The 23,377-nt window shown below is 37.4% G+C and carries 28 protein-coding genes; 10 read left to right on the forward strand and 18 right to left on the reverse strand.

Going from position 1 to position 23,377, the window contains the following annotated elements:
- Nucleotides 1–80: 80 nt before the first annotated feature.
- The gene (gene mecA / locus A33I_RS11275; RefSeq protein ID WP_022628529.1) at nucleotides 81–734 is read right to left on the reverse strand and encodes an adaptor protein MecA; all 654 of its coding nucleotides are present in this window, start codon (nucleotides 732–734) and stop codon (nucleotides 81–83) included.
- Between the two features lie 463 nt (nucleotides 735–1,197).
- Between mecA and A33I_RS11280 the strand changes: the two genes are divergently transcribed.
- Entirely contained in the window at nucleotides 1,198–1,866 is a 669-nt protein-coding gene (locus tag A33I_RS11280) for a TerC family protein (RefSeq protein WP_022628530.1), read from the forward strand.
- 49 nt (nucleotides 1,867–1,915) lie between these two features.
- Here the strand turns inward: A33I_RS11280 and spxA are convergent, their stop codons facing one another.
- From spxA to trhA, 5 genes are all read right to left on the reverse strand, one after another.
- A complete protein-coding gene (gene spxA / locus A33I_RS11285) occupies nucleotides 1,916–2,311 on the reverse strand; it encodes a transcriptional regulator SpxA (RefSeq protein ID WP_012959728.1) in 396 nt (131 codons plus the stop codon).
- 533 nt (nucleotides 2,312–2,844) lie between these two features.
- Complete coding sequence (locus A33I_RS11290) at nucleotides 2,845–3,414, reverse strand: GNAT family N-acetyltransferase (RefSeq protein WP_022628531.1); 570 nt, start codon at nucleotides 3,412–3,414, stop codon at nucleotides 2,845–2,847.
- Nucleotides 3,415–3,612: 198 nt separating this feature from the next.
- The gene (locus A33I_RS11295; protein ID WP_022628532.1) at nucleotides 3,613–4,824 is read right to left on the reverse strand and encodes a putative glycoside hydrolase; all 1,212 of its coding nucleotides are present in this window, start codon (nucleotides 4,822–4,824) and stop codon (nucleotides 3,613–3,615) included.
- A gap of 39 nt (nucleotides 4,825–4,863) precedes the next feature.
- Nucleotides 4,864–5,094: an excisionase family DNA-binding protein gene (locus A33I_RS11300; protein ID WP_022628533.1), complete on the reverse strand. Its 231-nt coding sequence runs from the start codon at nucleotides 5,092–5,094 to the stop codon at nucleotides 4,864–4,866.
- 173 nt (nucleotides 5,095–5,267) lie between these two features.
- Entirely contained in the window at nucleotides 5,268–5,912 is a 645-nt protein-coding gene (gene trhA, locus A33I_RS11305; RefSeq protein ID WP_022628534.1) for a PAQR family membrane homeostasis protein TrhA, read from the reverse strand.
- Between the two features lie 169 nt (nucleotides 5,913–6,081).
- On the opposite strand from trhA, the gene A33I_RS11310 reads away from it, so the two are divergent.
- Together A33I_RS11310 and A33I_RS11315 are read left to right on the forward strand one after the other, a co-directional pair.
- On the forward strand, nucleotides 6,082–6,603 hold the full coding sequence (locus A33I_RS11310; protein WP_022628535.1) for an HD domain-containing protein: 522 nt from the start codon (nucleotides 6,082–6,084) through the stop codon (nucleotides 6,601–6,603).
- Between the two features lie 426 nt (nucleotides 6,604–7,029).
- The gene (locus A33I_RS11315) at nucleotides 7,030–8,025 is read left to right on the forward strand and encodes a sodium:calcium antiporter (RefSeq protein WP_022628536.1); all 996 of its coding nucleotides are present in this window, start codon (nucleotides 7,030–7,032) and stop codon (nucleotides 8,023–8,025) included.
- 62 nt (nucleotides 8,026–8,087) lie between these two features.
- On the opposite strand, the gene A33I_RS11320 is transcribed toward A33I_RS11315, so the two are convergent.
- Nucleotides 8,088–8,645 (reverse strand): TlpA disulfide reductase family protein, encoded by a 558-nt coding sequence (locus A33I_RS11320; protein ID WP_022628537.1) that lies wholly within the window; start codon nucleotides 8,643–8,645, stop codon nucleotides 8,088–8,090.
- A 90-nt stretch (nucleotides 8,646–8,735) separates the two neighbouring features.
- On the opposite strand from A33I_RS11320, the gene A33I_RS21095 reads away from it, so the two are divergent.
- On the forward strand, nucleotides 8,736–8,903 hold the full coding sequence (locus tag A33I_RS21095; RefSeq protein ID WP_022628538.1) for a hypothetical protein: 168 nt from the start codon (nucleotides 8,736–8,738) through the stop codon (nucleotides 8,901–8,903).
- A gap of 68 nt (nucleotides 8,904–8,971) precedes the next feature.
- The gene (locus A33I_RS20880) at nucleotides 8,972–9,124 is read left to right on the forward strand and encodes a hypothetical protein (RefSeq protein ID WP_161808683.1); all 153 of its coding nucleotides are present in this window, start codon (nucleotides 8,972–8,974) and stop codon (nucleotides 9,122–9,124) included.
- Nucleotides 9,125–9,139: 15 nt separating this feature from the next.
- Here the strand turns inward: A33I_RS20880 and A33I_RS11325 are convergent, their stop codons facing one another.
- On the reverse strand, nucleotides 9,140–10,018 hold the full coding sequence (locus tag A33I_RS11325) for a diacylglycerol/lipid kinase family protein (protein ID WP_022628540.1): 879 nt from the start codon (nucleotides 10,016–10,018) through the stop codon (nucleotides 9,140–9,142).
- Between the two features lie 173 nt (nucleotides 10,019–10,191).
- Here A33I_RS11325 and A33I_RS11330 point away from each other — a divergent pair, with 173 nt between their 5' ends.
- Both A33I_RS11330 and A33I_RS11335 read left to right on the forward strand, forming a co-directional pair.
- Complete coding sequence (locus A33I_RS11330) at nucleotides 10,192–11,433, forward strand: zinc-dependent alcohol dehydrogenase (RefSeq protein ID WP_031311583.1); 1,242 nt, start codon at nucleotides 10,192–10,194, stop codon at nucleotides 11,431–11,433.
- Complete coding sequence (locus tag A33I_RS11335) at nucleotides 11,430–12,521, forward strand: class II aldolase/adducin family protein (RefSeq protein ID WP_022628542.1); 1,092 nt, start codon at nucleotides 11,430–11,432, stop codon at nucleotides 12,519–12,521. The genes A33I_RS11330 and A33I_RS11335 overlap by 4 nt, the downstream gene beginning before the upstream one ends.
- Before the next feature lie 49 nt (nucleotides 12,522–12,570).
- Here the strand turns inward: A33I_RS11335 and A33I_RS11340 are convergent, their stop codons facing one another.
- Nucleotides 12,571–13,707 carry an MGDG synthase family glycosyltransferase gene (locus tag A33I_RS11340; protein ID WP_022628543.1) on the reverse strand — a complete coding sequence of 379 codons (1,137 nt, stop codon included), beginning with the start codon at nucleotides 13,705–13,707 and terminating at the stop codon, nucleotides 12,571–12,573.
- Nucleotides 13,708–13,901: 194 nt separating this feature from the next.
- Between A33I_RS11340 and trpS the strand changes: the two genes are divergently transcribed.
- Complete coding sequence (gene trpS, locus A33I_RS11345; protein ID WP_031311584.1) at nucleotides 13,902–14,894, forward strand: tryptophan--tRNA ligase; 993 nt, start codon at nucleotides 13,902–13,904, stop codon at nucleotides 14,892–14,894.
- Between the two features lie 124 nt (nucleotides 14,895–15,018).
- Here the strand turns inward: trpS and A33I_RS11350 are convergent, their stop codons facing one another.
- The 5 genes from A33I_RS11350 to A33I_RS11365 form a co-directional block, all read right to left on the reverse strand.
- A complete protein-coding gene (locus A33I_RS11350; RefSeq protein WP_152976470.1) occupies nucleotides 15,019–15,657 on the reverse strand; it encodes a hypothetical protein in 639 nt (212 codons plus the stop codon).
- 172 nt (nucleotides 15,658–15,829) lie between these two features.
- Nucleotides 15,830–15,952, reverse strand: a complete 123-nt coding sequence (locus tag A33I_RS21425) for a hypothetical protein (RefSeq protein WP_012959744.1) — start codon at nucleotides 15,950–15,952, stop codon at nucleotides 15,830–15,832.
- 172 nt (nucleotides 15,953–16,124) lie between these two features.
- The gene (locus A33I_RS11355; protein WP_012959745.1) at nucleotides 16,125–16,871 is read right to left on the reverse strand and encodes a YjbA family protein; all 747 of its coding nucleotides are present in this window, start codon (nucleotides 16,869–16,871) and stop codon (nucleotides 16,125–16,127) included.
- A gap of 128 nt (nucleotides 16,872–16,999) precedes the next feature.
- Nucleotides 17,000–17,206, reverse strand: coding sequence for a YuzI family membrane protein (locus A33I_RS11360; protein ID WP_031311585.1), 207 nt, complete (start codon nucleotides 17,204–17,206; stop codon nucleotides 17,000–17,002).
- Nucleotides 17,207–17,265: 59 nt separating this feature from the next.
- Nucleotides 17,266–18,111, reverse strand: a complete 846-nt coding sequence (locus tag A33I_RS11365; RefSeq protein WP_022628547.1) for a DUF2268 domain-containing putative Zn-dependent protease — start codon at nucleotides 18,109–18,111, stop codon at nucleotides 17,266–17,268.
- Between the two features lie 175 nt (nucleotides 18,112–18,286).
- On the opposite strand from A33I_RS11365, the gene A33I_RS20885 reads away from it, so the two are divergent.
- Complete coding sequence (locus tag A33I_RS20885; protein ID WP_012959747.1) at nucleotides 18,287–18,424, forward strand: hypothetical protein; 138 nt, start codon at nucleotides 18,287–18,289, stop codon at nucleotides 18,422–18,424.
- Between the two features lie 33 nt (nucleotides 18,425–18,457).
- On the forward strand, nucleotides 18,458–18,754 hold the full coding sequence (locus A33I_RS21295; protein WP_012959748.1) for a hypothetical protein: 297 nt from the start codon (nucleotides 18,458–18,460) through the stop codon (nucleotides 18,752–18,754).
- 51 nt (nucleotides 18,755–18,805) lie between these two features.
- Here A33I_RS21295 and A33I_RS11375 read toward each other — a convergent pair whose 3' ends face one another.
- From A33I_RS11375 to A33I_RS11390, 4 genes are all read right to left on the reverse strand, one after another.
- Nucleotides 18,806–20,977, reverse strand: a complete 2,172-nt coding sequence (locus A33I_RS11375) for a DNA topoisomerase III (protein ID WP_022628548.1) — start codon at nucleotides 20,975–20,977, stop codon at nucleotides 18,806–18,808.
- Between the two features lie 133 nt (nucleotides 20,978–21,110).
- Nucleotides 21,111–21,728 carry an alpha/beta hydrolase gene (locus tag A33I_RS11380; RefSeq protein WP_022628549.1) on the reverse strand — a complete coding sequence of 206 codons (618 nt, stop codon included), beginning with the start codon at nucleotides 21,726–21,728 and terminating at the stop codon, nucleotides 21,111–21,113.
- Between the two features lie 30 nt (nucleotides 21,729–21,758).
- On the reverse strand, nucleotides 21,759–22,739 hold the full coding sequence (locus tag A33I_RS11385; protein WP_022628550.1) for a ring-cleaving dioxygenase: 981 nt from the start codon (nucleotides 22,737–22,739) through the stop codon (nucleotides 21,759–21,761).
- A 32-nt stretch (nucleotides 22,740–22,771) separates the two neighbouring features.
- Nucleotides 22,772–23,206, reverse strand: coding sequence for a MarR family winged helix-turn-helix transcriptional regulator (locus A33I_RS11390; protein WP_022628551.1), 435 nt, complete (start codon nucleotides 23,204–23,206; stop codon nucleotides 22,772–22,774).
- Nucleotides 23,207–23,377: the final 171 nt, after the last annotated feature.

The raw sequence follows: 23,377 nt of genomic DNA on the forward strand, positions 1-23,377 counted from the left end.
GGTGGTTGATTAACAACCTTATTTTAACATTGATCAAGATAAAAGAAAGCCGACTTCTTTATGAAATCGGCTTACATCAGTTAATTTTGTGAAAAATGACCTCTTAGGTGTTTAAGAGCATATTCTCCAATAATCTCTTTACCATACTCTTGCATACGGTAAATGGAAAGGTCTGTTTCGTATCCATATTCAAGCATTTGACTTAACATGTCATCCTGCTCATCTTCGTTATATTGATCGTCATTAAATAGCACATGCAAATAATAACGTCCTTCGAAATGATATAGTTCATTTTCAAGATCGTCTATAAAAAAGTTATGGCTTAACGAAATAATATCTTCAAAATCATTAAAACCAATCACAATTTCCAGCTGATCTGTATCAATACCTTCATCGTCTTCACTTGAATGACCTGTCATTAAGTCAACGATGTTCTCGTCAGTTTTTTCTTTATCCTGACTCACAGGGATTTCGAGTTTCACATTGCCATCACTCACTTGTCCGCGGGTAACCACAATTTCTAACCCTTTATCTAATGCATGAACTTGAATCCATAAAGGTCCATCTAATTCAAATTCATCTCGGTCATTTGCCTCATTCATCATTTCGAAGAAGAGCTCTTCGCCACGTTCACGATTATACCAAATTTCGTCTCGGTCAAAGCCCCGGTCCTCAATATCTTTATACGTAATAAAGAATTTAATTGTTGTATCATTCACGCGTTCAATATCCATGTTCGCTCTCCCTCCTATCGAACTTTAATCAAACAGAAAAGTAAAGTCTATATCATTCTTATCGACTCAGCTTGCCCTATTTCATACAAAAATAACCTACTACATCCTTACTGGTTTCAATCTTAGCTGGTTTCAACTATCAATTATTTAAGACATGATTTATAGAGCATATTATCTGTTTCTTATATTTTATGACATATAAGCTCAAAATGGAAATCTAAAAACCTATTTTTCTATGATTTTTCAGAAAAAAGGCGTTCCAATAATCACACTGCTCCATTTATGAGGTTTTCATCATAATTTAGCCTGCCTATAAATATATGTGTTCTATAGAGTGTGAAGACAAGCTAGATCATTTTGTCTCATTAGCTGTTATGACTTTTAATTGTTACAGATCACTTTATGTTATGTCAAGAATAAATATGATGGATTTAGCTTATACACTATAGGAGCTGATGCATAAATGGATATAGATTGGTTCATCTCATTAGTAACCATTATCGGTGTAGATATTATTTTAGGGGGAGACAATGCGATTGTTGTGGCCTTAGCATGCAGGCATCTTCATCCAGATGTTCGTAATAAGGCAATTATTCTAGGAATTACATTAGCCCTTTTGATTAGGATGTGCTTAACCTTTATAGCAGTAGAATTACTAGCAATTCCGTTTTTATTAGCAATTGGCGGTGCTCTATTAATTTACATAGCCTATTCCCTTCTAGCTACACCAGATGACCACACGACTATTAATGGCGGAAACAGTCTTTATTCAGCAATAAAAGCAATAGTCATTGCAGACTTTGTTATGGGTTTTGATAATGTCATTGCTGTAGCGGGAGCCGCTCACGGAAACACAACCCTTGTTTTAATAGGCCTCCTCTTTTCAGTGCCTATTATTATATGGGGCAGCAAAATTATTCTAAAAGCTTTTGATCGCTTTCCTATTATTATTTATTTCGGTGCTGCCATATTGGCCTTTACAGCAACAAGAATGATTAAGCACGAAAACATGTTATCGCCTCTATTCACTCATCACCCATCTTTTTCAATTGCATTTCAAGTTATAGTCATTGGGGGGGTTCTTCTTCTAGGCTATCTTACAAAGAAAAAATACATGCGCCATATTATATAGTGAGATGAGAAAAACCTTCTAGTTTATGTTTTAACTAGAAGGTTTTGTATTAATTAACCATGCGCTTTGCTTCTTCTAAGTGGAAAGAACGAACTTTCCTTGGTAAGAATCGACGAATTTCCGCTTCATTGTATCCAACTTGCAGGCGTTTCTCATCAAAAATAATCGGGCGACGAAGCAAGCCGGGATGATCACTAATTATTTTGAAGAGTGTTTGAAGTGATAAAGATTCTAGTTCTACATTTAACTCTTGAAACACTTTTGATCTTGTTGAAATGATCTCGTCCGTTCCATCTTCGGTCATGCGTACGACTTCTTTCACTTCTTCCACTGAAAGCGGCGCAGAAAAAATATTACGTTCTTCAAACGGAATATTATTTTCCTCTAACCATGCTTTTGCTTTTCGACAAGATGTACAACTTGGTGAAGTTAATAATGTAACCATCGTGTGGACCTCTCCTTCCAAAATTGAGATCTATTGATGAAGATTGTTGGGAATTGTCTTATAGATCTAATTATAATGGATTTTTTAAGTTTTGTATAGGTAAAGTTCAAATTATCTATACAATAGTTGAACAAAGTACTCTATATGCACTTACCTAGTACCCTCATACTCTAAGCATTAAACGTAAAAGTTTCTAAACATTTATGTTTACTTAGTTGATTATACGCTGTTTTTTCGTTTCATGCCTTACTTGTCACAAGATCGTCACATAAATGGTAGACATTTTAAATTCAAGATAATTATTTGCATAAAAACAGCTATGTACATACTTTGTACATAGCCTGTGCGTATACTAGGATGCAGGTGTCCGTTTTGAAGGCTGCGTCATAGGCCTTCTTTTAGGAATTCCTTTTAAATTTTTTGCCTTTTTCTTAAGGAAATCTTTCACCATGTCTCTTTTTCGTTTTCTCAACTTGTTCTTCTGTGAACCTTTCATCTAGAACACCTTCCTTTACTTGGCGTCAAGAGTCCACTTATACAGTCGGCTGATCATCGTCACTTGGGTTATTATACGTAAGAACCTGATCGACATCCTCATATGAAGAACCATATAATTCTTTATCCTTATACGTATGAATATTTTCATACGTATGCTTCATTTTTTCATAGATGCTATGCTCAGATTCATCCGTTGGTGACCAATATAGGATCTCAAGTTCATTCACTTCGTTTGTCGCTAGTGAACGTCGGCGATATCCTATAGACTGTGCATGTTTGAACCCTTCACGATTATAAAAGCGCTGTCTTTTTTCTGTGTCCGTTTCTTCATAATCAATTGGTTCAACTTCAAGGATAATCGGTTTTTGCTTTGCTTTGAGATTATCGAGAAGCTTCTTACCTAACCCTTGACCTCTAGCATCTTTAGAAACAAACAAATAATCTACAAATGTAAAGTCATCTGTTTCTACATACATCATAACATGATTTGGCCCTTCATCTTTATGGTAAATATCTGCTTTCTCTTTTAATAACAGTTCCATATGTTCTTTTGATTTCATTTCTTCAACAGGAAAATACTTATTTAATTTTTCATACCAATTCACAATTATGACCTCCGTAAAATGTACTATTACTAGTATATTCCTCTTTTCAAAAACTATAAACTCGCACTTTACATCATCTTTTGTGAGATAACTTCACACGATGAAGCTAACCGAGATCACACCTCTTTCTCATAGAATCCTTCTAAGATGCTACGATATACTCTAGAAAACAAAAAAGAGCGTCCACTCGGACACTCTTTAATCTAGAGGCTTATAATTCACGCCTTCTGTGTATCGGTTTGATGCATTCCACAATAAGAACTCATCAATTCCTTCCTCATTTAGAGCTCGTATTTGAGCTTCAACTTCTTCCTTACCGTAAACGAGATAATTTCCGGAACCTAAATAACTGGCTGTAAAGTCTTGTATCCATGGACGAGAAACAGGTGGTTCCTCTAATGCCCCTAATACTTGATTTTCAACTTTTGCATACTCCTTTGTTAACTCATATGGATAGAGATCTGGTTTATCAAGTCCAAAATAAGGAGTCCAGTGGCTCGGGTAAATCATAGATGAGATTACATCTACATTCTCAGATATTTTTGAGAAGTTTTGGCCAATGCCAGGCGCTTCTGATATCGTCGCAGCGTAACCAAAGATGTCTACAGATACGTCCACATCATATGGAGCTAATCGTTCTCTAGCATAAGCAACAAAATCGGTTACAGCAGAGACACGTTTTTGAATATTATCACCATCTCCGCCTTCATATTCACCAACTGAATACTGAAGCATCTCATCTCTTCTCTCAAACCCTTCAGGAAATCTTACGTAATCAAATTGAATCTCTTTAAATCCCATTTTGGCTGCTTCTTCTGCAATATCAATATTGTAGTCCCATACTTCTTTTAGAAATGGGTTAACAAATGCTTCTCCTCGTCCATTTTTCCAAACTTGTCCATTATCAAGAAAGGATAAATCCGGACGTTCTTCAGCTAAGATCGAATCTTTAAAAACAACAATTCTTGCAATCGGGTAAATGTCATTCTCTTCTAATGTCTCCATCATTTGGTCCGTATTGGAAATGAAGTTTTGGGAAATTCCATAAAAAGGAGAGTCCTCTTCAGGTCGATAGGTGAGATGCCCATGATCCTCTTTAATATCGATTACCATTGAATTAAGGTCGGTTGAATTAACTAATTCTAAAAGACTTTCAAAGCGTTCTCCTCCAGCTGAATTTCCTGTTACATAAATCCCTCGAACCCCGTCTTCCGGATAAGTAAAGTGGTACCCTGAATCATAAACAAATCGATTTAATTGCTCTGGCAGCCCAAGAGGCGAACGTTCAACCAATTTAAAGGCATGGTCTTTTGCCTGCACCGTAGAAGCCTCTTCTGCCGATACTGGTGACATAACAAATAAGAGTAAAGAAGTCATTACAATCATGACTATGCCGAGATATTTCCCCATTCATACACAACCTTTCTCCCTAACTATTTTCTTTATGTATTAATCTTCATCTTTTGCATCCCAATCTTCTGGAATAGGTTCTGCAAGTTCCTCAGCTAATTGCTTTTTCTTTAATTCAATTTGTTCCTTGTGCTTTGAAAACTGTGCTTTATTTATTAAATACGTATTTCCATCAAAAACGGCACGAATATTGCCTTTTTGAATCTGTTCTTTGATGTAGAGGCTGGATACTCCAAGATATTCCGCTAAATCCTCGATGCTTACATACATGTATAATCCTCCCACTTGAATTATAACGTCTCTAATTCATGAAGTCACCCTTGAAGCTCCTTCAAAAAAAACCGAACAACGACATTCGTTATTCGGCTCTCTCAATTCTCTATCGTTTCGGGCCTATCGTTTTAACCTTCCACATAACCTTTTACCTTCTATACTTTTACCTTCTATAATGGAAGAATAAAAATAATGACGAGGAAGAAGTGCAGTACACTCCCTGCTAAAACAAAAAGATGCCAGATAGCATGGTGATATTTAAATCCTCTCCACACATAAAAGACTGCTCCAATCGTATAACAAAGTCCTCCTCCAATCAGGAAGATCAGCCCTTCTGTACCTAAGTTGGTCATAATAGGCTGAATAGCAAATAGTGCTAACCAGCCCATTAAAATATAAAATACAGTCGATAAGAATAAATATTTCTTAACAAAAAAAGCTTTAAAGACAATCCCGATCGTCGCAAGACCCCAAACAACTCCAAACAATGTCCAACCTAATGCGCCTTGAACAACGATAAATAAAATCGGCGTATAAGAACCTGCAATAAACAAATAAATAGAGGCATGATCTAACACTTCAAATACATTTTTTGCTTTCCCTGGTGGAAGAGCATGTAACATCGTTGAAGAGATATAGAGCATAAGCATCGTTGCTCCAAAAATGGTGAAGCTGACAACATGCCAAGCTGATCCGTGTAAACTTGAGAAGACAATGAGTAATACTAATGCGGCAATACTTAATAATGCCCCAATACCGTGAGTGATAGCATTTGCTATTTCTTCGCCTTTTGAAAACGTATGTGTCGTATCCATTCGTCTCTCCTTTTTGCTAATAATTGCTTTATTATAACAGAGAATGGGATAAAAGAATAACAAACAAATCGTACATTTTCGTTGCATCTACTATTCGTCCTCTATATAATAGTAAAAATACATTTTTTGCTCGTTAGATATCTTACCATACTTGAAAGGAGCCAGTCTCATGAGACATGTCACATTAATTCAACTTTTTAATCACCCAATCACTCAAAAATTCGTAAAACGTTCTGGGATGGCGCACGCAATTGCTTGTGCCTTTCATGCCTATAAATTATCAAAAAAATACAATGTGAACCCTGACCTTGCGACAAAAGCTGCTTTTCTTCATGATATTGGTCATTATACTTGGTATCGCAACGGGAAGTGGGATTATGATTTATACAAACAAAATGATATACATGCGATTAAAGGGGCAGAGCGTGCGCACAAATTGCTGATTCGTCTTGGAGAACATCCGAAATCAGCAAAAGAAATTGCCCTTGCTATCCTTCTCCATACCGATTCATATCTGCCTCAAGGAGAGCTTCATTTAAATCCCCTTCAACAAGTGGTTGCCTTAGCTGATGAGGCAGATGAAGAGCCAAGCGGGGAACATCATTACAGAACGATCTCAGATGAGAGAGCAAGAAAAATGCTTGCCGAACTAGACGACTTAGTAGCACTCGCCTTGTCACAAACCACATAATACAGAGACATGCACTTCATTATAAATAGTACAACAAAAGGTTAATCTTTTTTGATTAACCTTTTATGCTGTTTCTATCCTACTCTGATGTGCGGCCAAAATAAAAATGATTGACGCCCCGCAATCCACATGCTACATTAATACTTAATCGAATACAGTTAGCCCTAAAAAGGGGAGTAGCGACCTATGGTCAATGAGTCGTCATGACAGTGGATAACACTCGGTTCATTGAGCTTTGATTATTCAAAGTACGCAAGACCTTTTTATGAGAGTTTGCTTTATTGGGCAAACTCTCATAAAAAGGTCTTTTTTGTGTTCTAGACAGACTTTTCTTATTTTTATTTTGACTTTGATTTAAATTTTGTTTAATGATTTATATTTTTGATTGATGATTTATATTTTGATTGATATTGAGGAGGTTTTTGTATGGTTTTCGTCTGGTTTATAGTAGCAGCCATTATCACTGTTCTTGCAGCCATTAAGCTATCAACATATGCTGATACCATTGGAGAGAAATCATCACTCGGGGGGATGGTGGTTGGGACCATTTTTCTTGCTGGGGCAACCTCTCTGCCTGAGGTAACAACCAGTGTATCGGCTATTGTACTAGATAACCCAGATATTGCGGTGGGAAACGTTTTTGGCAGTAATATGTTTAATTTACTAATCATCGCTTGCTTTGACTTGTACTTTCGTAAGCAGCAAATATTCCGTCATGCCGATCACTCTCATTTCTTTACTGCAAGCCTTGGATTATTGCTTGCCATAGTAGCTCTGCTTGCATTAACCATAAGAATTGACATATCATTTTTAAATATTGGTGTGGATATATGGATCTTAATTACTCTTTATGGATTTGGTGTATGGTATATTTCTAAAATGTCCAATAAAGAATCTAAAGCTCCTATGCCAGTGGCTGATGAAGAGGAATCTGCCCATGATTTTTCTGCCATTCCCCTAAAAACTGCAATAATCGGCTTTATTATCGCTGCTGTAGTCATTATGGGTGCTGGAACATTACTTACGGTTTCTGGTGATAAAATAGCTGTTGTCACTGGACTTGGTTCAAGCTTTGTAGGGAGTTTTCTCATTGCAGCTACTACTTCCTTGCCTGAAGCAGTATCTGTCTTAGTAGCACTTCAGCTTCGAAATTATAACTTAGCGATCGGTTCGATCCTTGGTAGTAATTTATTCAATATCTTAATATTAGGTGCATCTGATATTTTTTATCAAAAAGGTTCCATTATTTCTGCGGTATCAAGCGTACATCAAATTACCGCGGCCGCTGTAGCGATTTTATGTGTGGTAGTACTTTATTCATTAGTGAGGAAACCCATTAACTCCACGTTTAGATATGCGCTGCCATCTATCGTGTTAATTGCCCTCTACTTTGTTTCTTCCTACTTAATTTTTGTTCAGTAAAAACAATGAAATAAAACGAAAAGAAGAGAGCTGACTGGCTCTCTTCTTTTTTTCTATCTTCATCACTGTCTAAATAAATATAGATCCTCCATCATACTATATGAGAGCCCTCCATTTATCCTTTGAACAATGACTCCATTTTCATCGATAACAACGGTTGTTGGGATACCTATAATTTGATACATATTCATGATCTCTCCTGTTTCATCAAGCAGCACATCAAATGAAGCATTAAAGTGTTTTAAGAACGGTTCAACCTCGGCAATACTTGCTTCCTGACTAGTCATATTAACCGCTATGAACTTTGCCCCTTTTTGAGTCAGGCGCTTTTCTAATTCTACAATGACAGGCATTTCTTCTTGGCAAGGCGGACACCATGTAGCAAAAAAATTAATAACGACAGGTGTGCCGTGAAAATCGTTAAGAGAAACGGTTTCCCCTCGTAATGAATGAAGTTCAAATGACTTCGCCTCATTACCAACTTGTACCCCCTGTTTAACTGAGGCAGCTACAGCTTCTTCAACTTGCTGAAATATACTCTCTGACTGGCTGTACATAAACGCGACTGAACAAAGGATCAATATAAGAGCACTTCTAAACGCCATTTGGCGAACCTTCATTTGTTATCCTCCCTTCTTATTACTAAACAAGATGCTATAATGTAGATTATGTCCATCTATCAGTAATGATGCGAAAGGAGTGGAATAATTTTGACCAAGCTACAAATCTTACAAGTGATTGCTGTAACGATCTTAGGAATTTATGTGATATTAGCCTATACCAACTATACAGAAGCAGATTGGTTCTTCTTTATTATAGCTTCTATTAATATCATTTTATGGGTTTTAAGACTTCGCGAAAGAAAAACAAATAATTAATAATTAAGGTGAGTATTTTTTCTCTTGTTTTGCTTACATTAAATGTAACCACCTAAGAGGAGGAATATATGATGACTTTCAGCTTACGAACAATTAAAAATATTAGTATTGAATTTCTTGAAATTCTTTTTGCCCTTGAATATGAAGAAGTTTTTAACTTTGATCAGAAAACACAAAAAAGATACACTCTTGCTAATAAACTTAATCCTTATAAATCGTAACGAAAATTCATTTCGTTACGATATCACATTTAGTGCCTGCTCTTTAACAGAAATGGTTACTGGAGTTTCTCCAATCATCTCCCCATCTCCATGAATCATTAAGGGCTTTTCAGAAGAGACTTGTATTGTCTTTCCTCTATACTCATTGACTCCTTTTTTTCCCAAATGCTTTCCACTAAATACTAAAGGAAATATGCTCAACAATTTCCATTTTGATAAACTATGAACTACACATATATCTAATAATCCATCCTTGCTCGATGCATTAGGGCAAATCTTCATCCCTCCCCCGTAATAGGGATGGTTTGCTATAGCAATAAGCCATACATTGTCAATCTTCATCTCCTCACCATCAATAGTTAATACAACATTCGCCGGTTTAAAATAATTCAATACTTTTAGCACGCTGTATATATAAGCAGCACTGCCCAGCCATTTTTTTATTTTGATTTCATTAGTAACCTTAGCAACTAAACCGTCAAAGCCAAGCCCAATGACTGTGAGACAACTCTTTTCCCCCATTGTGAGCACATCCATTTTTTCATGATCACTGTTTACTATATGATTGATCTGTTTAATACAATCTCTACTTATACCATGGGCTCTTGCGAAATCATTACCCGAACCCGTCGGAATTATGCTGAATGGGACATCTGTTCCTGCTAATTCATTAATGACGCTATGGCTTGTTCCATCACCCCCAATTGCAATCACACACCTCACCTTACCTCGAGCATTCTCAAGAATTGACCTTAACTGCATTATCTCCTCTTTAGAAACTGTTTTTAATACTTGGTACTTAATTTTATTGTCTTTTAAATATTCCTCTACTCTAGTCCAGACCCTTTCCGCTCTACCTTTTCCAGCTTTAGTGTTCACAATAAAAACGAACATAATAGTTATACCCCCACCTATTTGTGCCTTTTGTCTTAATTCCTCATATATCAGCGGATCCCTTTAATAGGATCACTATTTTGTGCCCAATTCATTCATTTTTTTGGTAACTATATACATATCTAGGCAGAAAATGCACATATTAAAAAAAAGGTTAAGAAAGGGTCGATCTAATGAACGCATTGCAATTTGATTTCACCATTCCTAGATATCTTCTCTCAAAGACAATAGGCAGATTTATACCAACCGTTTTTTGGAACAATCACATCTCTTGTTTACAGTGGAGGAAAATTCATGAACCAACCTTACCAAATGAAGATTGGGTTAAGGTAAAGGTAAAATATGGGGGGATCTGTGGTAGTGATATGAACCTTTTATATTTACATGATAGTCCCTCTACTTCACCTTTTGTATCGTTTCCTTTCACAATCGGACATGAAGCAGTAGGACAAATAGATGAGGTAGGCTCAAACGTGGATAGACTTTCTAAAGGTCAACGAGTTGTGATCAATCCTGTCTTATCTTGTGAAAGCCGGGATATGGAACCTTGTCCTGCTTGCATGCGAGGTGATCAAAGCCTCTGCATTAACAAGAATAAAGGATCCATTCAACCAGGCTTGCTTATCGGCGCCTGCCACAATACAGGTGGTAGCTGGGGACAGTATTTAGTAGCACATAAAAGTCAAATTAAATCTTTGCCTGATGAAGTCGATGATTTAAACGGTGTATTAGTAGAGCCATTTAGCTGTGCCTTGCATGCCGTTCTTAGAAACCCACCTGCACCAAACGATAATGTATTAATTATTGGAGGCGGACTGATCGGCTTATCCGTTTTAGTCGCGCTGCGTGCTCTTGATATAAAGTGTTCTATCACAATGCTTGTGAAGTATTCATTTCAAGGGGAAGCTGCTAAGTCCTACGGGGCAGACCATATTGTTTATTTGGACAAGTCTTACGTAGGGGAAACTGCACGTGTTTTAAATGCCGAAGTCTTAAGGCCAGTTATTGGCGATGAAGTCATACAAGGTGGTGCAGATATTGTATATGAATGTGTAGGTAAAGATAAAAGCATTAAAGATTCTTTACGATTTACTAATAGCGGCGGGAAAGTGGTATTACTTGGACTAGCAAGTGTCATGGAAAAAATTGACTGGACTGCCGTTTGGTTGAATGAACTAACGATTAAAGGATGTTTTGCTTACAGCTATAACGAGTTTGAAGGTGAAAATATAGACACAATGGATATTGCCATTGAACTTATGAAGCGAGGGAAAGTCGACCTATCTCCCCTCATTACTCATCGGTTTTCCTTAGCAGATTATAAACTTGCATTTCAAACCATATCGAGAAAGCAAAAAAAAGATGTCTTAAAAGTTATTTTTGACCATGATAAGACAGTAGGAGGCAGCGCATGACTAACTTTACTTTCAGTTCCCAACCACCAACTTCAACACTAGATTGGTTATCCTCTGGTCTCACTTCAACTTTTATTAAAAATGGCTTTAACCATACAAATCAATCTGATGCACACACAAACCTTGTTTTTCATTTTATCGATCAAGACAATCCAAAACCTTACCGAAGAAAAGCACAAGCTACATTTGTTGTCGCTATCTTAGAAAGTAAGGGAGCACCTTATGATATTTTTAGAGAAGTGTATCCCTTTCTTATACGTTCGTTAGCTAACCATCTCGTTTATGTAAATCATAAGAATGATCAAGTTGATATTCATTTCCTCACTCCTGAGCAGGGTTGTTATTCTATTCAACATAATAAAGGGGAAGATGAACACACATTTTTTATGAAAGTCTTTCAACGCCTGCAGCCATTATCAACCTCTCGTTTAGTCATTGATAATCAATTTTCTGAAGACTTGCCAGCTGCTAAATGGGAAGGAGATCAAGTTACGGTTGAACTTAGTGCTTCGGGGAAAAAATTAGACATGATGGATTTATTGCCAGCCCCATTTCCTCTTGACCATTATTTAAGTGAAAGAGATATGCGTCATTTAAATAAACTTTATGGAATTGGAGGATTAAGCTACGGAAATTTAAGTGCACGTTCTAATGAAGATCATTTCTGGATGAGTGCGAGCGGAATTGATAAGTCAAATATGAATGAAGTAGGTAGAGATATCCTTTATATAAAAGGGTATAACGAGGAATCCAATCAAATGGAGGTTAGTATTCCTCCGAATATTAAACCTAAAAGAGCATCAGTGGATGCCATTGAACATTGGATGATTTATAAAGAACATCCTGATGTTGGAGCTATTGTGCATATTCACGCATGGATGGAAGGTATAAAGGCAACAGAAATTAATTACCCATGCGGTACACTGGAATTAGCAGAAACAGTCGCGCAATTAGTAAGAGAATCTGAAAATCCCAATGAAACCATCATCGGCCTAAAAAACCATGGCTTAACCATCACCGGACCATCTCTTGAAAATATCTTTGAACGCATAGAAGGTAAAATTCAACGTCAAATTCCTATGAATTAGTATAAATAGACATAAAATAAACTGCTTCTTAATCGAGGCAGTTTATTTCCTATGAAGGTTGCAGACGATCACTGTTTATTCCTTTAGTTTGTTGTAAATATTCAATTTTCCTTGCAATTTGCTTTGCAGCATCAGGCTTCTTTGATCTTTTTGCGTTTTGTACAAGGGTATTATAATGCGTATCATTAAAAAGAATATGCTCAAGTAACAATGTTACTTCAGATAATTGATCAGCTTTTACAGCAGCACCTAAACCGGACAATAACGTCGCATTATTTTCTTCATGTCCTGGAACTGGATTATAAATTAACATAGGAGTTTCACAAGCAAGGGCTTCTGACATAGTTAAGCCGCCAGCTTTCGATAATACAACATCACTTGCACGTAAATAATCTAAAAATATTTCTGTAAATTCGATAACTTGGATAGAGTGTGTACTTTGCACCTTTTGTAATTGCTTTGCTACTTTTTGATTTATTCCGGTCATACATAGAATCTGGAGAGGCTCTTTTATTTCTTCTAATGAACGAATGATTTCATTGTATTTACCTAATCCTAGTCCTCCCCCAGTAATAAGGATGGTTTTTGTATAAGGTTCTAAGCCAAGTTCCTTCCTCATTTGAGTTCTGGGTGTTAAAGGTTCTGGAATGGCTTTTATAGGTATCCCTGTAAAATGAATTTGTTCTAGGGGAATGTTATGTTCAGCAGCGAATTCAGCATGATAAGGTGATCCAGTGAAATAAGCGTCTACTTCAGGCCTCACATACCCCGGATGCAAATCAAAATCAGTAATAATTGTATATAAAGGAATATCTAAACATCTTTTCTTCTTTATAATGGAGAGAAAAGATGTTACAAAAGGGTTGGTAGAAATCATTATGGATGTATTTTGTTTTGTAATAATCGCATTTAATCTTCCACAAAATAAAGATGCTAATTTATCTACTAATAAATACCAAGAATGTTCAGCACCATATTTATAAAGACTTCCCCATAGAGTAGGTGCTCTTTTAATCATATTTAAGTAAACTGTGACAAACGATTTGTGAAGGATTGGATGTATAGCATGAAAAGTATCCACAATGTCTACACTTCTACCCTCCTCTTCTAACTGCGCTTTTAATGCTTTTGATGCTTCATTATGACCATGCCCGATTGAAGCTGAAAAAATGGTTATATGGCTCAATGGTAATATCCCTCCTCTAACCTTCTAAAAACTAAGCAGGTAACCATATTATTTCCTTAAATGAGTAAAGGATACTATTCAAATTAATTAGCAAGACAGATAACGCTGACTAGGATTTTCCGTAACAATTTGTTATGATTTTCTTATTACATTACATACATAACAATAATTAGATAATGATTGGAAGGTCGTGTATTATGAAAACAGTTTTTTCAGGCATTCAGCCTAGCGGTACATTAACTCTTGGAAATTATTTAGGGGCAATGAAACATTTTGTAGATATGCAAAATGAAGCAAACTGCTATTTCTGTATTGTAGATCAGCATGCAATTACAGTACCGCAAGATCGATTAAAGTTACGAGAAAACATCAGAAGTCTTGCTGCCTTATATCTTGCTGTTGGAATTGACCCTAATAAATCTACTTTATTTATTCAATCAGAAGTTCCTGCACATGCGCAGCTTGGCTGGATAATGCAATGTGTAGCTTATATTGGCGAGCTAGAGAGAATGACTCAATTCAAAGATAAGTCTGACGGGAAAGAGGCTGTATCTGCTTCACTATTAACTTATCCACCTTTAATGGCAGCTGATATTCTTCTTTATAAAACAGACATTGTGCCCGTTGGTGAAGATCAAAAACAACATCTCGAACTTACAAGAGATCTTGCAGAACGATTCAATAAAAAATATAATGACATCTTTACAATACCGGAAGTGCGTATTCCAAAAGTCGGAGCACGTATTATGTCGTTAAATGACCCTTCCAAAAAAATGAGTAAATCAAACCCTAATGCAAAAAGCTATATATCAATGCTTGATGATCCAAAAACAATCACTAAAAAGATCAAGAGTGCTGTAACTGATACAGATGGTGAAATTAAATTTAATCGAGAAGATAAACCTGCCGTTTCGAATTTATTATCCATTTATTCGTTATGTTCAGGAATATCAATTGAAGAATTAGAAAGAAAGTATCAAGGGGCAGGCTACGGGGAATTTAAACAAGATTTAGCTGATGTTGTTGTGAGTACGCTAGAGCCGATTCAACAACGATATCATGAGCTTATTGAGTCTGAAGAACTCGATCGAATCCTCGATGAAGGGGCCGAAAAAGCAAACCGCACAGCTAGCAAAATGGTGGAGAAAGCGGAGCGCGCAATGGGACTCGGACGTAAAAAGCGTTAATCTAGCGGATGAATTATTCGGATTGGACACACTAGTACATTACAGAAGCGGTCTATAAATACCGCTTCTGTAATGTTCAAACTCCTTTTAGAAATACTTTTGTCTCAATTTTAGTTGCTTTATGTTAGTTCAAACGAAGAGATGTTCCGTCTTCAAGCTCTATAATAAAGCTCTTTCCTCTTAACACATTCTTTTCTACTTCTAAGTATTGTCTAGGCATTTCAAGGTTATCGCTTCCATCACTCGGTTCTGAGTGAATGTCCGTTACAATTTTCACTACGTCATCTTCAAGGAGAACAATCCTTTTTGCACGCAGGTCATGCCCAAGCAAATCTTCATCACTCACCTGATACAATAAGTAATCATTCTCTTCAAAGTCAAATGTATCTGCTTTGTTGCTTGGATGCTCCTCATCCGTATACAGCCAAACTCCCGCTTCCGGTTTACGATCAGGCGAACCAAATGTCCACCAAATTCTTGTGAATGAAACCGTATCCTCAACAGAAGACGTTTCTACTGCTTGGGGTTGTTGAGCATTTTCAGCATTCTCCCCGCCATCTCCATCGCCACCCTCTGCTTCATTTCCATCTTGCTGATCGCTCTCTTCTTCCTCAGTTTCTTGAATATTCGTTGTTTCTTCTCCTGTTTCTTCTCCTGTTTCTTCTTGGTCGTCCACCTGTTCATTTGCTGTCTGATCTGCATTGCAAGCTGTGATGAGGATTAAGCAAAAAATGATAAACACTGCCATACTTAACCTTTTCATATGTGTGAAACCTCCTCCGTTATGATCTACTTCAACCTTATTCAAATTAACACACTGTGTATTTTTGTCAATTAGCACAATTAAAACCATACAAAAGACATACCTCTTTCATCACAAAAAAGCTGCACTCTCCTTTAAGGGTGAGTGCAGCTTCATTTTAATTCAACACTTTTTAATATCCGTGGTTTTTCTTCCATACTTTCCCTACAAAGAAAGAAAGACCTAAAGTTCCCACTAGTAAAACGACCGTAAGGATCTGCATAATTAAATATGCAAAGTTGTCCATTGTCTCCACACGTTTCCCCTCCCTGCTATGCCATAGTCCTTTTTATTATAGGAGAGTTAAAGTAGGTTGTAAATGTTAGAAGCCAATGTTTCACGCGATCCACATATTTAGATCATACATAATGAAAACGATTAATTAATGATAGGACCGTATTCATCTTCTATGAGCAATCACCAGTGTTTTACTTTACACTTTCTCCATGCTCTAGTTCCCATAGCTTTTCAAAGAAGGCTTGTCCCTTCACCATTGCTTCACATAAATGATGATGCTGTTTTGACCACCCTGCTTTGACTTCATTATATAATTCATGCCATGCTTCATCCCTAGTCATCATCTGAATTCTGACATAGTCTCTAGGATTCCATTCCGTGTACCAATAACGTACTTCTGCATCATTCCCTGAATGATAAAGCTGATCTAGCGCCATATATAAAAGCTGTTTCAGCTGACGCTCCTTACGTGTAAGGCCGCGCATATCATCTGGGTCTGGAGATAAGATATGATATTCTTTAGGTTCATGTTTTTCTTTTAACTCAAATGTCTCAAATTGATTTTGTTCTAGCATTTCATAGACAATTTGATCCTGTCTAGGTGTCAGGCGGCTTTTCCTAATCGGTGTTTTGTAGCCCATAGTATCAACAGCGATGATGCCAGCACCATCTGTTGCAATAAAACAATAATCCAATTGAATCCGTGACATATTTTTACGTAAATAACTTTGCTGGTGTACGGCTTCAAGTAAATCTTCTGGCAGGTCTGACAAATGATTTTCAATATAATCGTATAATTCTTGGCTGACTTTAATCAAAATTGCTTGATCGAGTACCTCGATTCGGTCATCACTGCGCCATTCAAAAAAATCGCACACGTTATAACCATTCTCTTCCCCTTCAAACCAATTGACCCATACGTCCCTGATATGGACCATATAAAGCCCCCCTTACTGATTGCGATTTGTATCCACAGTATAGGCAAGCTTTGAGAATTTTAAACACTTTCCTCGATACATTTAATAGATAGCTGACCCTCTTGCTCAGTCGAATTTATTATACCGGCTTACTTTCTGCGATCTGGAATAGCCAGTGATCCAATGACCATTATTACTCCAAGAATAAACAAATAGAACTCAACTCTAGTTGTAATAAAACGCATATAATAGGAGAATTCATAGCCTAAAGTAAGTAAATTCAAATAGGCAAGTAAACTTATTCCTCCTGCAACCGAAAAACCAAATCCAACAAACATAATGAAAATTCTAACCATACTCACCACTGCCAATCCACTTAGTATAATAATAAATTACAAACATGTACCGCCCTCCTTCACTTTAGAAACCCTGATGCCGACAGCCAATCTTCAGCTGGTATTTCAGTCACTGTTTTTATCGAACGTTCATTAAAAGTTTTGTACGCCTGCTCTACGATAAGATGTCCGCAGTGATACCCTAGCCACCTCGGTACATGATAAGGTCCGCCTCCATATAAGAGAGTGTGATGGTCCTTTCTGCCTCTTGTGAACAAATGGGGTTCGAGCCATTCTTTAAATAACCTTTTCATCTGCTTCAAAGAAAGATCTTTCGTCCAAACCGCTGTGTAATCCCTGCCCACTTCATGACTTACAGCTAACTCTGCTAACCCCTCCATGATCATTGATTCTAAGAAAGTAATCGACTCTTCCGTTTCTTCCGTTACAGAGAGTCTGAATATATGATGATATTCATGCGTAATAATGGCTTTTAATTCTGAATTTGATAACCCGTTTGTTAAAAATAGAAAGATAAAACGATCTATGGTTAGTCCATTTTTCCCGCCAAGAGATTGAATAGAAGCTTGATCTTTACTAGCAGGAAAAATATACACCCCAGCATCATGAGCTGACCACTTTTGTTTTAATTGTTGATAATGGGTGGATATCACTTTCCAATAATTGCGTTCGAGCATATCATTGATGTCTTGATGACTATCTTCATCTGGCAAAATGAGACCTGATTGAATGAAAAATTGTTGTAATTTATTTGTATCTGGCAGAGAGTCACTCACCTTCTCTAATGGAGAGATGAGCATTTTTTGATGCCATGCAATCTTTTGCATAAGGTTGGATTTCTTTTTCCATTCAGCCAAGTAAAGAGTTAACCACTTGTCCGTTCTTACAATACCAATCCTTATCACTCCCTCTCTTAGTACTACTTTATGATGAGGGAAGCAGAAATGATTCCGCTTATAGGTAAATTTATTTAGAATGAGTTCTATTTTTTAACTGTGCTCACTCTAAACAAGGCATGCACCTAGTAGGCTTTCTTTTCATAAGATGGAGGAAGAACAGATGGGCATGGAGGTGTAGATAATGTCCGATCAAGAAGAAGCTAAGAGGCTTATATTACTTTTCGTTGTGGTGCTATTGTTTGGCTCGTTTGCTTTAGGTATTGGCACCGTCGACTCTGATACTGCCTCACCTACAGAAGATGTCATCCTCTTAGGTTAACCTTCATACTGGCTAGGATGGGTGGTAAGTGATATGAATCAACAGAACGGACCTTACAGCGGCCAAAATGGATCTTTTTATAACAATCAAAAAAACAACCAGCAGAAAAAAGATTCTAATGCTCTTACTCCTCAGCAAATTGCCGTCATTGCCGCATTGGCAACAAATGCCCTCACCGTTCGAGCGGTACTTGTTGATAATGAGCAAAATGTCGAAATCGTTCTTCAAGGGAATTTGCGTAAACAAACCCAGTTAGAGAAGATCATTGACAAGGTAAGCGAAATGCCGTTCGGGGATGTGATTGATGCATTTATGAATCGTAAAAAATAAAAAGGATGCGGCATTCGATATGTAGCTGCATCCTTTTTGAATGAAAAGAGGTTATTCTTTTTTTTGAAAAGTGATTTTCCCTTCAGGAGTCAAACGAAGGGCGGCATCAAATATCTGCTCCCCTTTTTTAAAACCTTTTAAAACCCTTGTTTCTCCCTTAGATAGCAATGTGTTGACGGTAGTTTCCGTCAGTTTTTTCCCAAGCAGAGTTTTAGATAAAGTGAACGTGCATTTTTTCGACTTATAATTAGAACATCCAAAGAACGTGCCCAGATCCAGGATTTCACCCTGACATAACCGGCACTGACCTACTGTTTTCTTGACTTGCCTGTTTCTTGTGTACGACTTGGAACCTCTTCCGCCTCTTCGCTTGATGCTTGATGTATCAATGTTTGTAAAATCCCATGATCTAGATTGAGATACCGCTTCATTAATTAAATGAACAGATAATTTTCTAGCTTGTTCCATAAAATCGTCCTTTGATGCGGCACCTTTTCCAATTTCACGAAGGCGTTGTTCCCATTTTGCTGTCATTTCAGCTGAAGCAAGGATACTTGTGCCAAGAGAATCAATTAATAACCGGCCCTTCTGAGTAGGGAAAACTATATTTTTCTCTACCTTCATATATCCTCTGTCTTTTAACACCGTTATAATTCCTGCTCTTGTTGCTTCTGTACCGAGTCCGTGTGACTCCATCATAACCTTTTCGAGTTCTTTATCCTCGATTGACTTACCTGCAGCTTTCATCACCGTTATGAGCTGTCCTTCTGTGTATCTCTTAGGAGGCTGAGTCATCCCCTCTTTTACAATGGACTTTGAAACGACGCCTTCTTCACCATGCGAAAGGGGAGGTAAAAGTGTATCTTCCTGCTTTTTACCTTCATAAATGATTTTCCGCCAGCCTTCATTTATCATTTGCTTGCCCTTCGATTGAAACGTTGCGCGTCCATCAACAATCGTTTCCACTTGAGTATGACTTATAATCGCTGAATTTTCATGAGCAGCAAGAAGCGACCGTACAATTAAATCATAGATGTTTCGCTCTTCAGCCCCTAACCTCTCTTGCTTAGGTACTTGCTCTGTCGGTATAATCGCATAATGATCGCTTACCTTTTGATCATTTACAAATCGTCGATTGTTCATTAAGCTTTTAACCGGTAAAGGAAAAAACGATTCATATTCTTTAAATGCCGAAAGCTTTTGAAGGATTGCCGGAAAGGTACTTGCTTCCCCTTTCGTAACAAAGCTTGAGTCTGTACGCGGGTAAGAGATATACCCTTTTACATAGAGCTTTTGAGCAAGGTCGAGTGTTTTTTTAGGGGAATATTTATATCTTTTATTTGCGGCAGTTTGCAAGCTTGATAGATTGTATAAATAAGGTGGAGCGTATTCCTTTTTCTCTTCTTTTATAGCTTGAACAATTGCTGGCTTTCCCTCGCAAAATTGAGCAATTTGGAGAGCTCGTCTACTTGAATCCACCCTTGTTTCACCCTTTTTATGCCAAACACCTTCATATGTTTTCTCTCCCATTTTAAAGGCAGCCTTCACTTCCCAAAATGGTTCAGGCTTAAATGCTTCGATTTCTTTTTCACGTTTCACAATCAGTGCTAGTGTAGGGGTTTGTACGCGTCCTGTGGAGAACACATCATCAATCCCTTTTTCACCAAGAAGCAGTGTATAGGCTCTAGAAGCGTTCATCCCTATCAACCAATCAGCACATGCTCGGCTCAATGCTTCATCATAAAGAGGACGTGTCTCATGTTCAGGCTTTAACGTGTTAAAACCATCAATAACCGCTTGTTTGGTTAGTGATGATAACCATAAACGTTTTAACGGCTGAGATGCCCTGCATTGTTCAATAATCAAACGAACAATTAATTCACCTTCCCGTCCTGCGTCACCAGCCATAATGATTTCTCTCACTTTTCGATTCTCTATTAATTTCTTCACAACTTGAAATTGCTTATATTTTCCCTTACTCACTTTATATTTAAATGTTGGCGGCAAAATGGGCAGAGTATCTAACTTCCACGATTTCCATTTAGAGTCATACTTTTCTGGTGATTCTAATTCACATAAATGACCAACTGCCCATGTTACAAACGCGCCTTTAGGGAACATCTCACATGACTTAATTTCTATATAACCTTGCTTTTTCACCATTGGAAAAGGGGCGGCAAGCTTTGCTCCTTGATCAGGTTTTTCTGCAATGATTAATTTCATTTAAACTCCCCCCTAGACTTATAAGTATACCGCAAGTGAGGGAATCAAGGGAACACTTGTCCTCTTTTTAATACGTTTCCACTTAATAAAAAAGCATACCTGGCCTACTATCAGCGAGGTATGCTTACTATTTCTATTTGATTATTTTTTCCTCAAACCAAGACTTCGCATCGATTACTTCATCTCTTGTTAATTGGTGACCGCCTTCGCCCCAATGTTCTGTTACGTGGGCACCTGCATCGCGCAGATGATTAATCAGTTCTTTTGTTTCTTCTGCAGGGATTAAAGGATCAGCCTTGCCAGCTCCTACAAAAATAGAGAGATCTTCTAAGTTTGGAATGTCTACTCCTCTTCTAGGTACCATCGCATGAAACAGCGCAGCCCCTCTTAATGAAGAAGCATGATGATAAAGTAAGCTAGCGGCAATATTTGCACCATTTGAATAACCTATCGCAATGATATTTTGACGGTCAAATTTATACTTCTTGGAAGCTTCATCTAGAAACTCATTTAATTCGTTTGTGCGATATATAAGATCCTCTTCATCAAATACACCTTCACTTAATCTTCTAAAAAATCGTGGCATCCCATTTTCTAGAACATTTCCTCTTACACCAAGAACTGAGGCATCAGGTGCAATCATATCTGCTAAGGGCAGTAAATCTTTTTCATTCCCACCTGTTCCATGCAGCAAAAGTAACGTAGGCATGTTTTCTTTTGCTGCTTCTTTATAAATATGTTCAAGTTTCATTCAAATCTCCTCCTTTACTAACATCCATCCTTACTTGCTTGTTTTTAACGGTTTAAGGTTTGCTTCAATTTGAGGACGCTGACTTTCAAAGTAAGGAGGCAGCGAAAGTTTTTCACCAAGTGTTTCGAACGGCTCATCTCCTTCAAAACCAGGGCCATCAGTAGCTAATTCAAACAAAATGCCGTTTGGCTCTCTAAAATATAGGGATCTAAAATAATATCTTTCTACAAAACCTGAGTTTGGCAGGCCAATCTCATTGATATGTTCGACCCACTTTTTCATATCTTCTTCATCCTCGACTCTAAAAGCAACATGGTGGACACTACCTCTGCCTGGTCTCTCACGGTCCATGTCCTTACGTTCTTCTAAGTGAATCTCAGCTCCTGATCCGCCTTCGCCTGTTTCAAATACACGCACAGGCTTCTGGCCTTCTACAAGCGGTGCATATTGTCTTGTTTCGCGGAAGCCCATAATTGCTGTAAGAACCTTCTCCGTTAATTCCGGACGAGAAACCGTTAATGTAACGGGACCTAACCCATAAATCGCATGTTCAACTGGTACAGGGCTATCCTTCCATGGAGAACCGCCGCTCACACCGTTGTCATGTTCGTCTGATACTAATACCAAGCGCTGCCCCTCAAAATCTCTGAAAGGAAGAATCGCTCTTCCTGTATGTCTTGTCATTTCATCATGTTCCACTTGATATTCTTCAAAACGCTTCAGCCAGTACTCTAATGCTTTATCGTTAGGAACTCTTAAAGACGTAGCCGTTATACTATTTGTTCCATGGTATGTTTTTCCAGCGTGAGGAATTTCAAAAAAAGTTAAATCTGTACCAGGATTCCCTCGCTCGTCTGCGTAAAATAAATGATAGACGGATGGATCATCTTGATTAATGGATTTTTTGACTAATCTCATCCCTAATATTTCTGTATAAAACCGGTAATTTTCCTTCGCATTTGCTGTGATGGCTGATACGTGGTGCTGTCCTTTTAAAGGCTTTCTACTCATGATTATCACTCCTATTGTTAATCATTTTTATTCTAATTGTTATGACCTTCTACTTTTCGCAATAAACGCAGTAATTCTTTTTGTTCTATTTTTGTTAAGCCATTAAATTGAGAGGCTTGAAATTCTTCTTGTTTTGGCACCACTTCGTCAAACAATGCCTTTCCCTTTTTGGTCAAACTCAATATTTTTGTACGCCACTCTTGCTCACGTAATACTAAACCTTCTGCCTCAAGTTTAACGATTGCTTGTGTAATATTTCCTTTTGTAACAAAAAGCTTTTCCGCTAACTCTTGTTGTGAAAGAGGTTGATGCGTGCCGATTTGAACGAGTAAATCAAATTGTGAAGCAGTTAACCCCCATTGACTTAAATGTTGATTGGACTGTTTAATACTCGCATGATACAGCCTTGCTAAACGAAACCAGATTAGTACGTTTAAGCGATCTTCATGTTTTGATTTGCTAAACACGTTTAATTCACCTCCCACATTTATCAGTTTAGTACTAAACTGATAAATTGTAAAGTCATTTACTTTTTATTGGCCGGCTGATCATACAACTCTATGTTTAATATGCCCAAGTTCGGGAACTTACTTTGTAAGAAAATAAACAATAAAATACTCGAAACAAATGAAGAAGGA

The organism is Alkalihalophilus marmarensis DSM 21297 (assembly GCF_000474275.2).
Taxonomy (GTDB): Bacteria; Bacillota; Bacilli; order Bacillales; family Bacillaceae_D; genus Alkalihalophilus; species Alkalihalophilus marmarensis.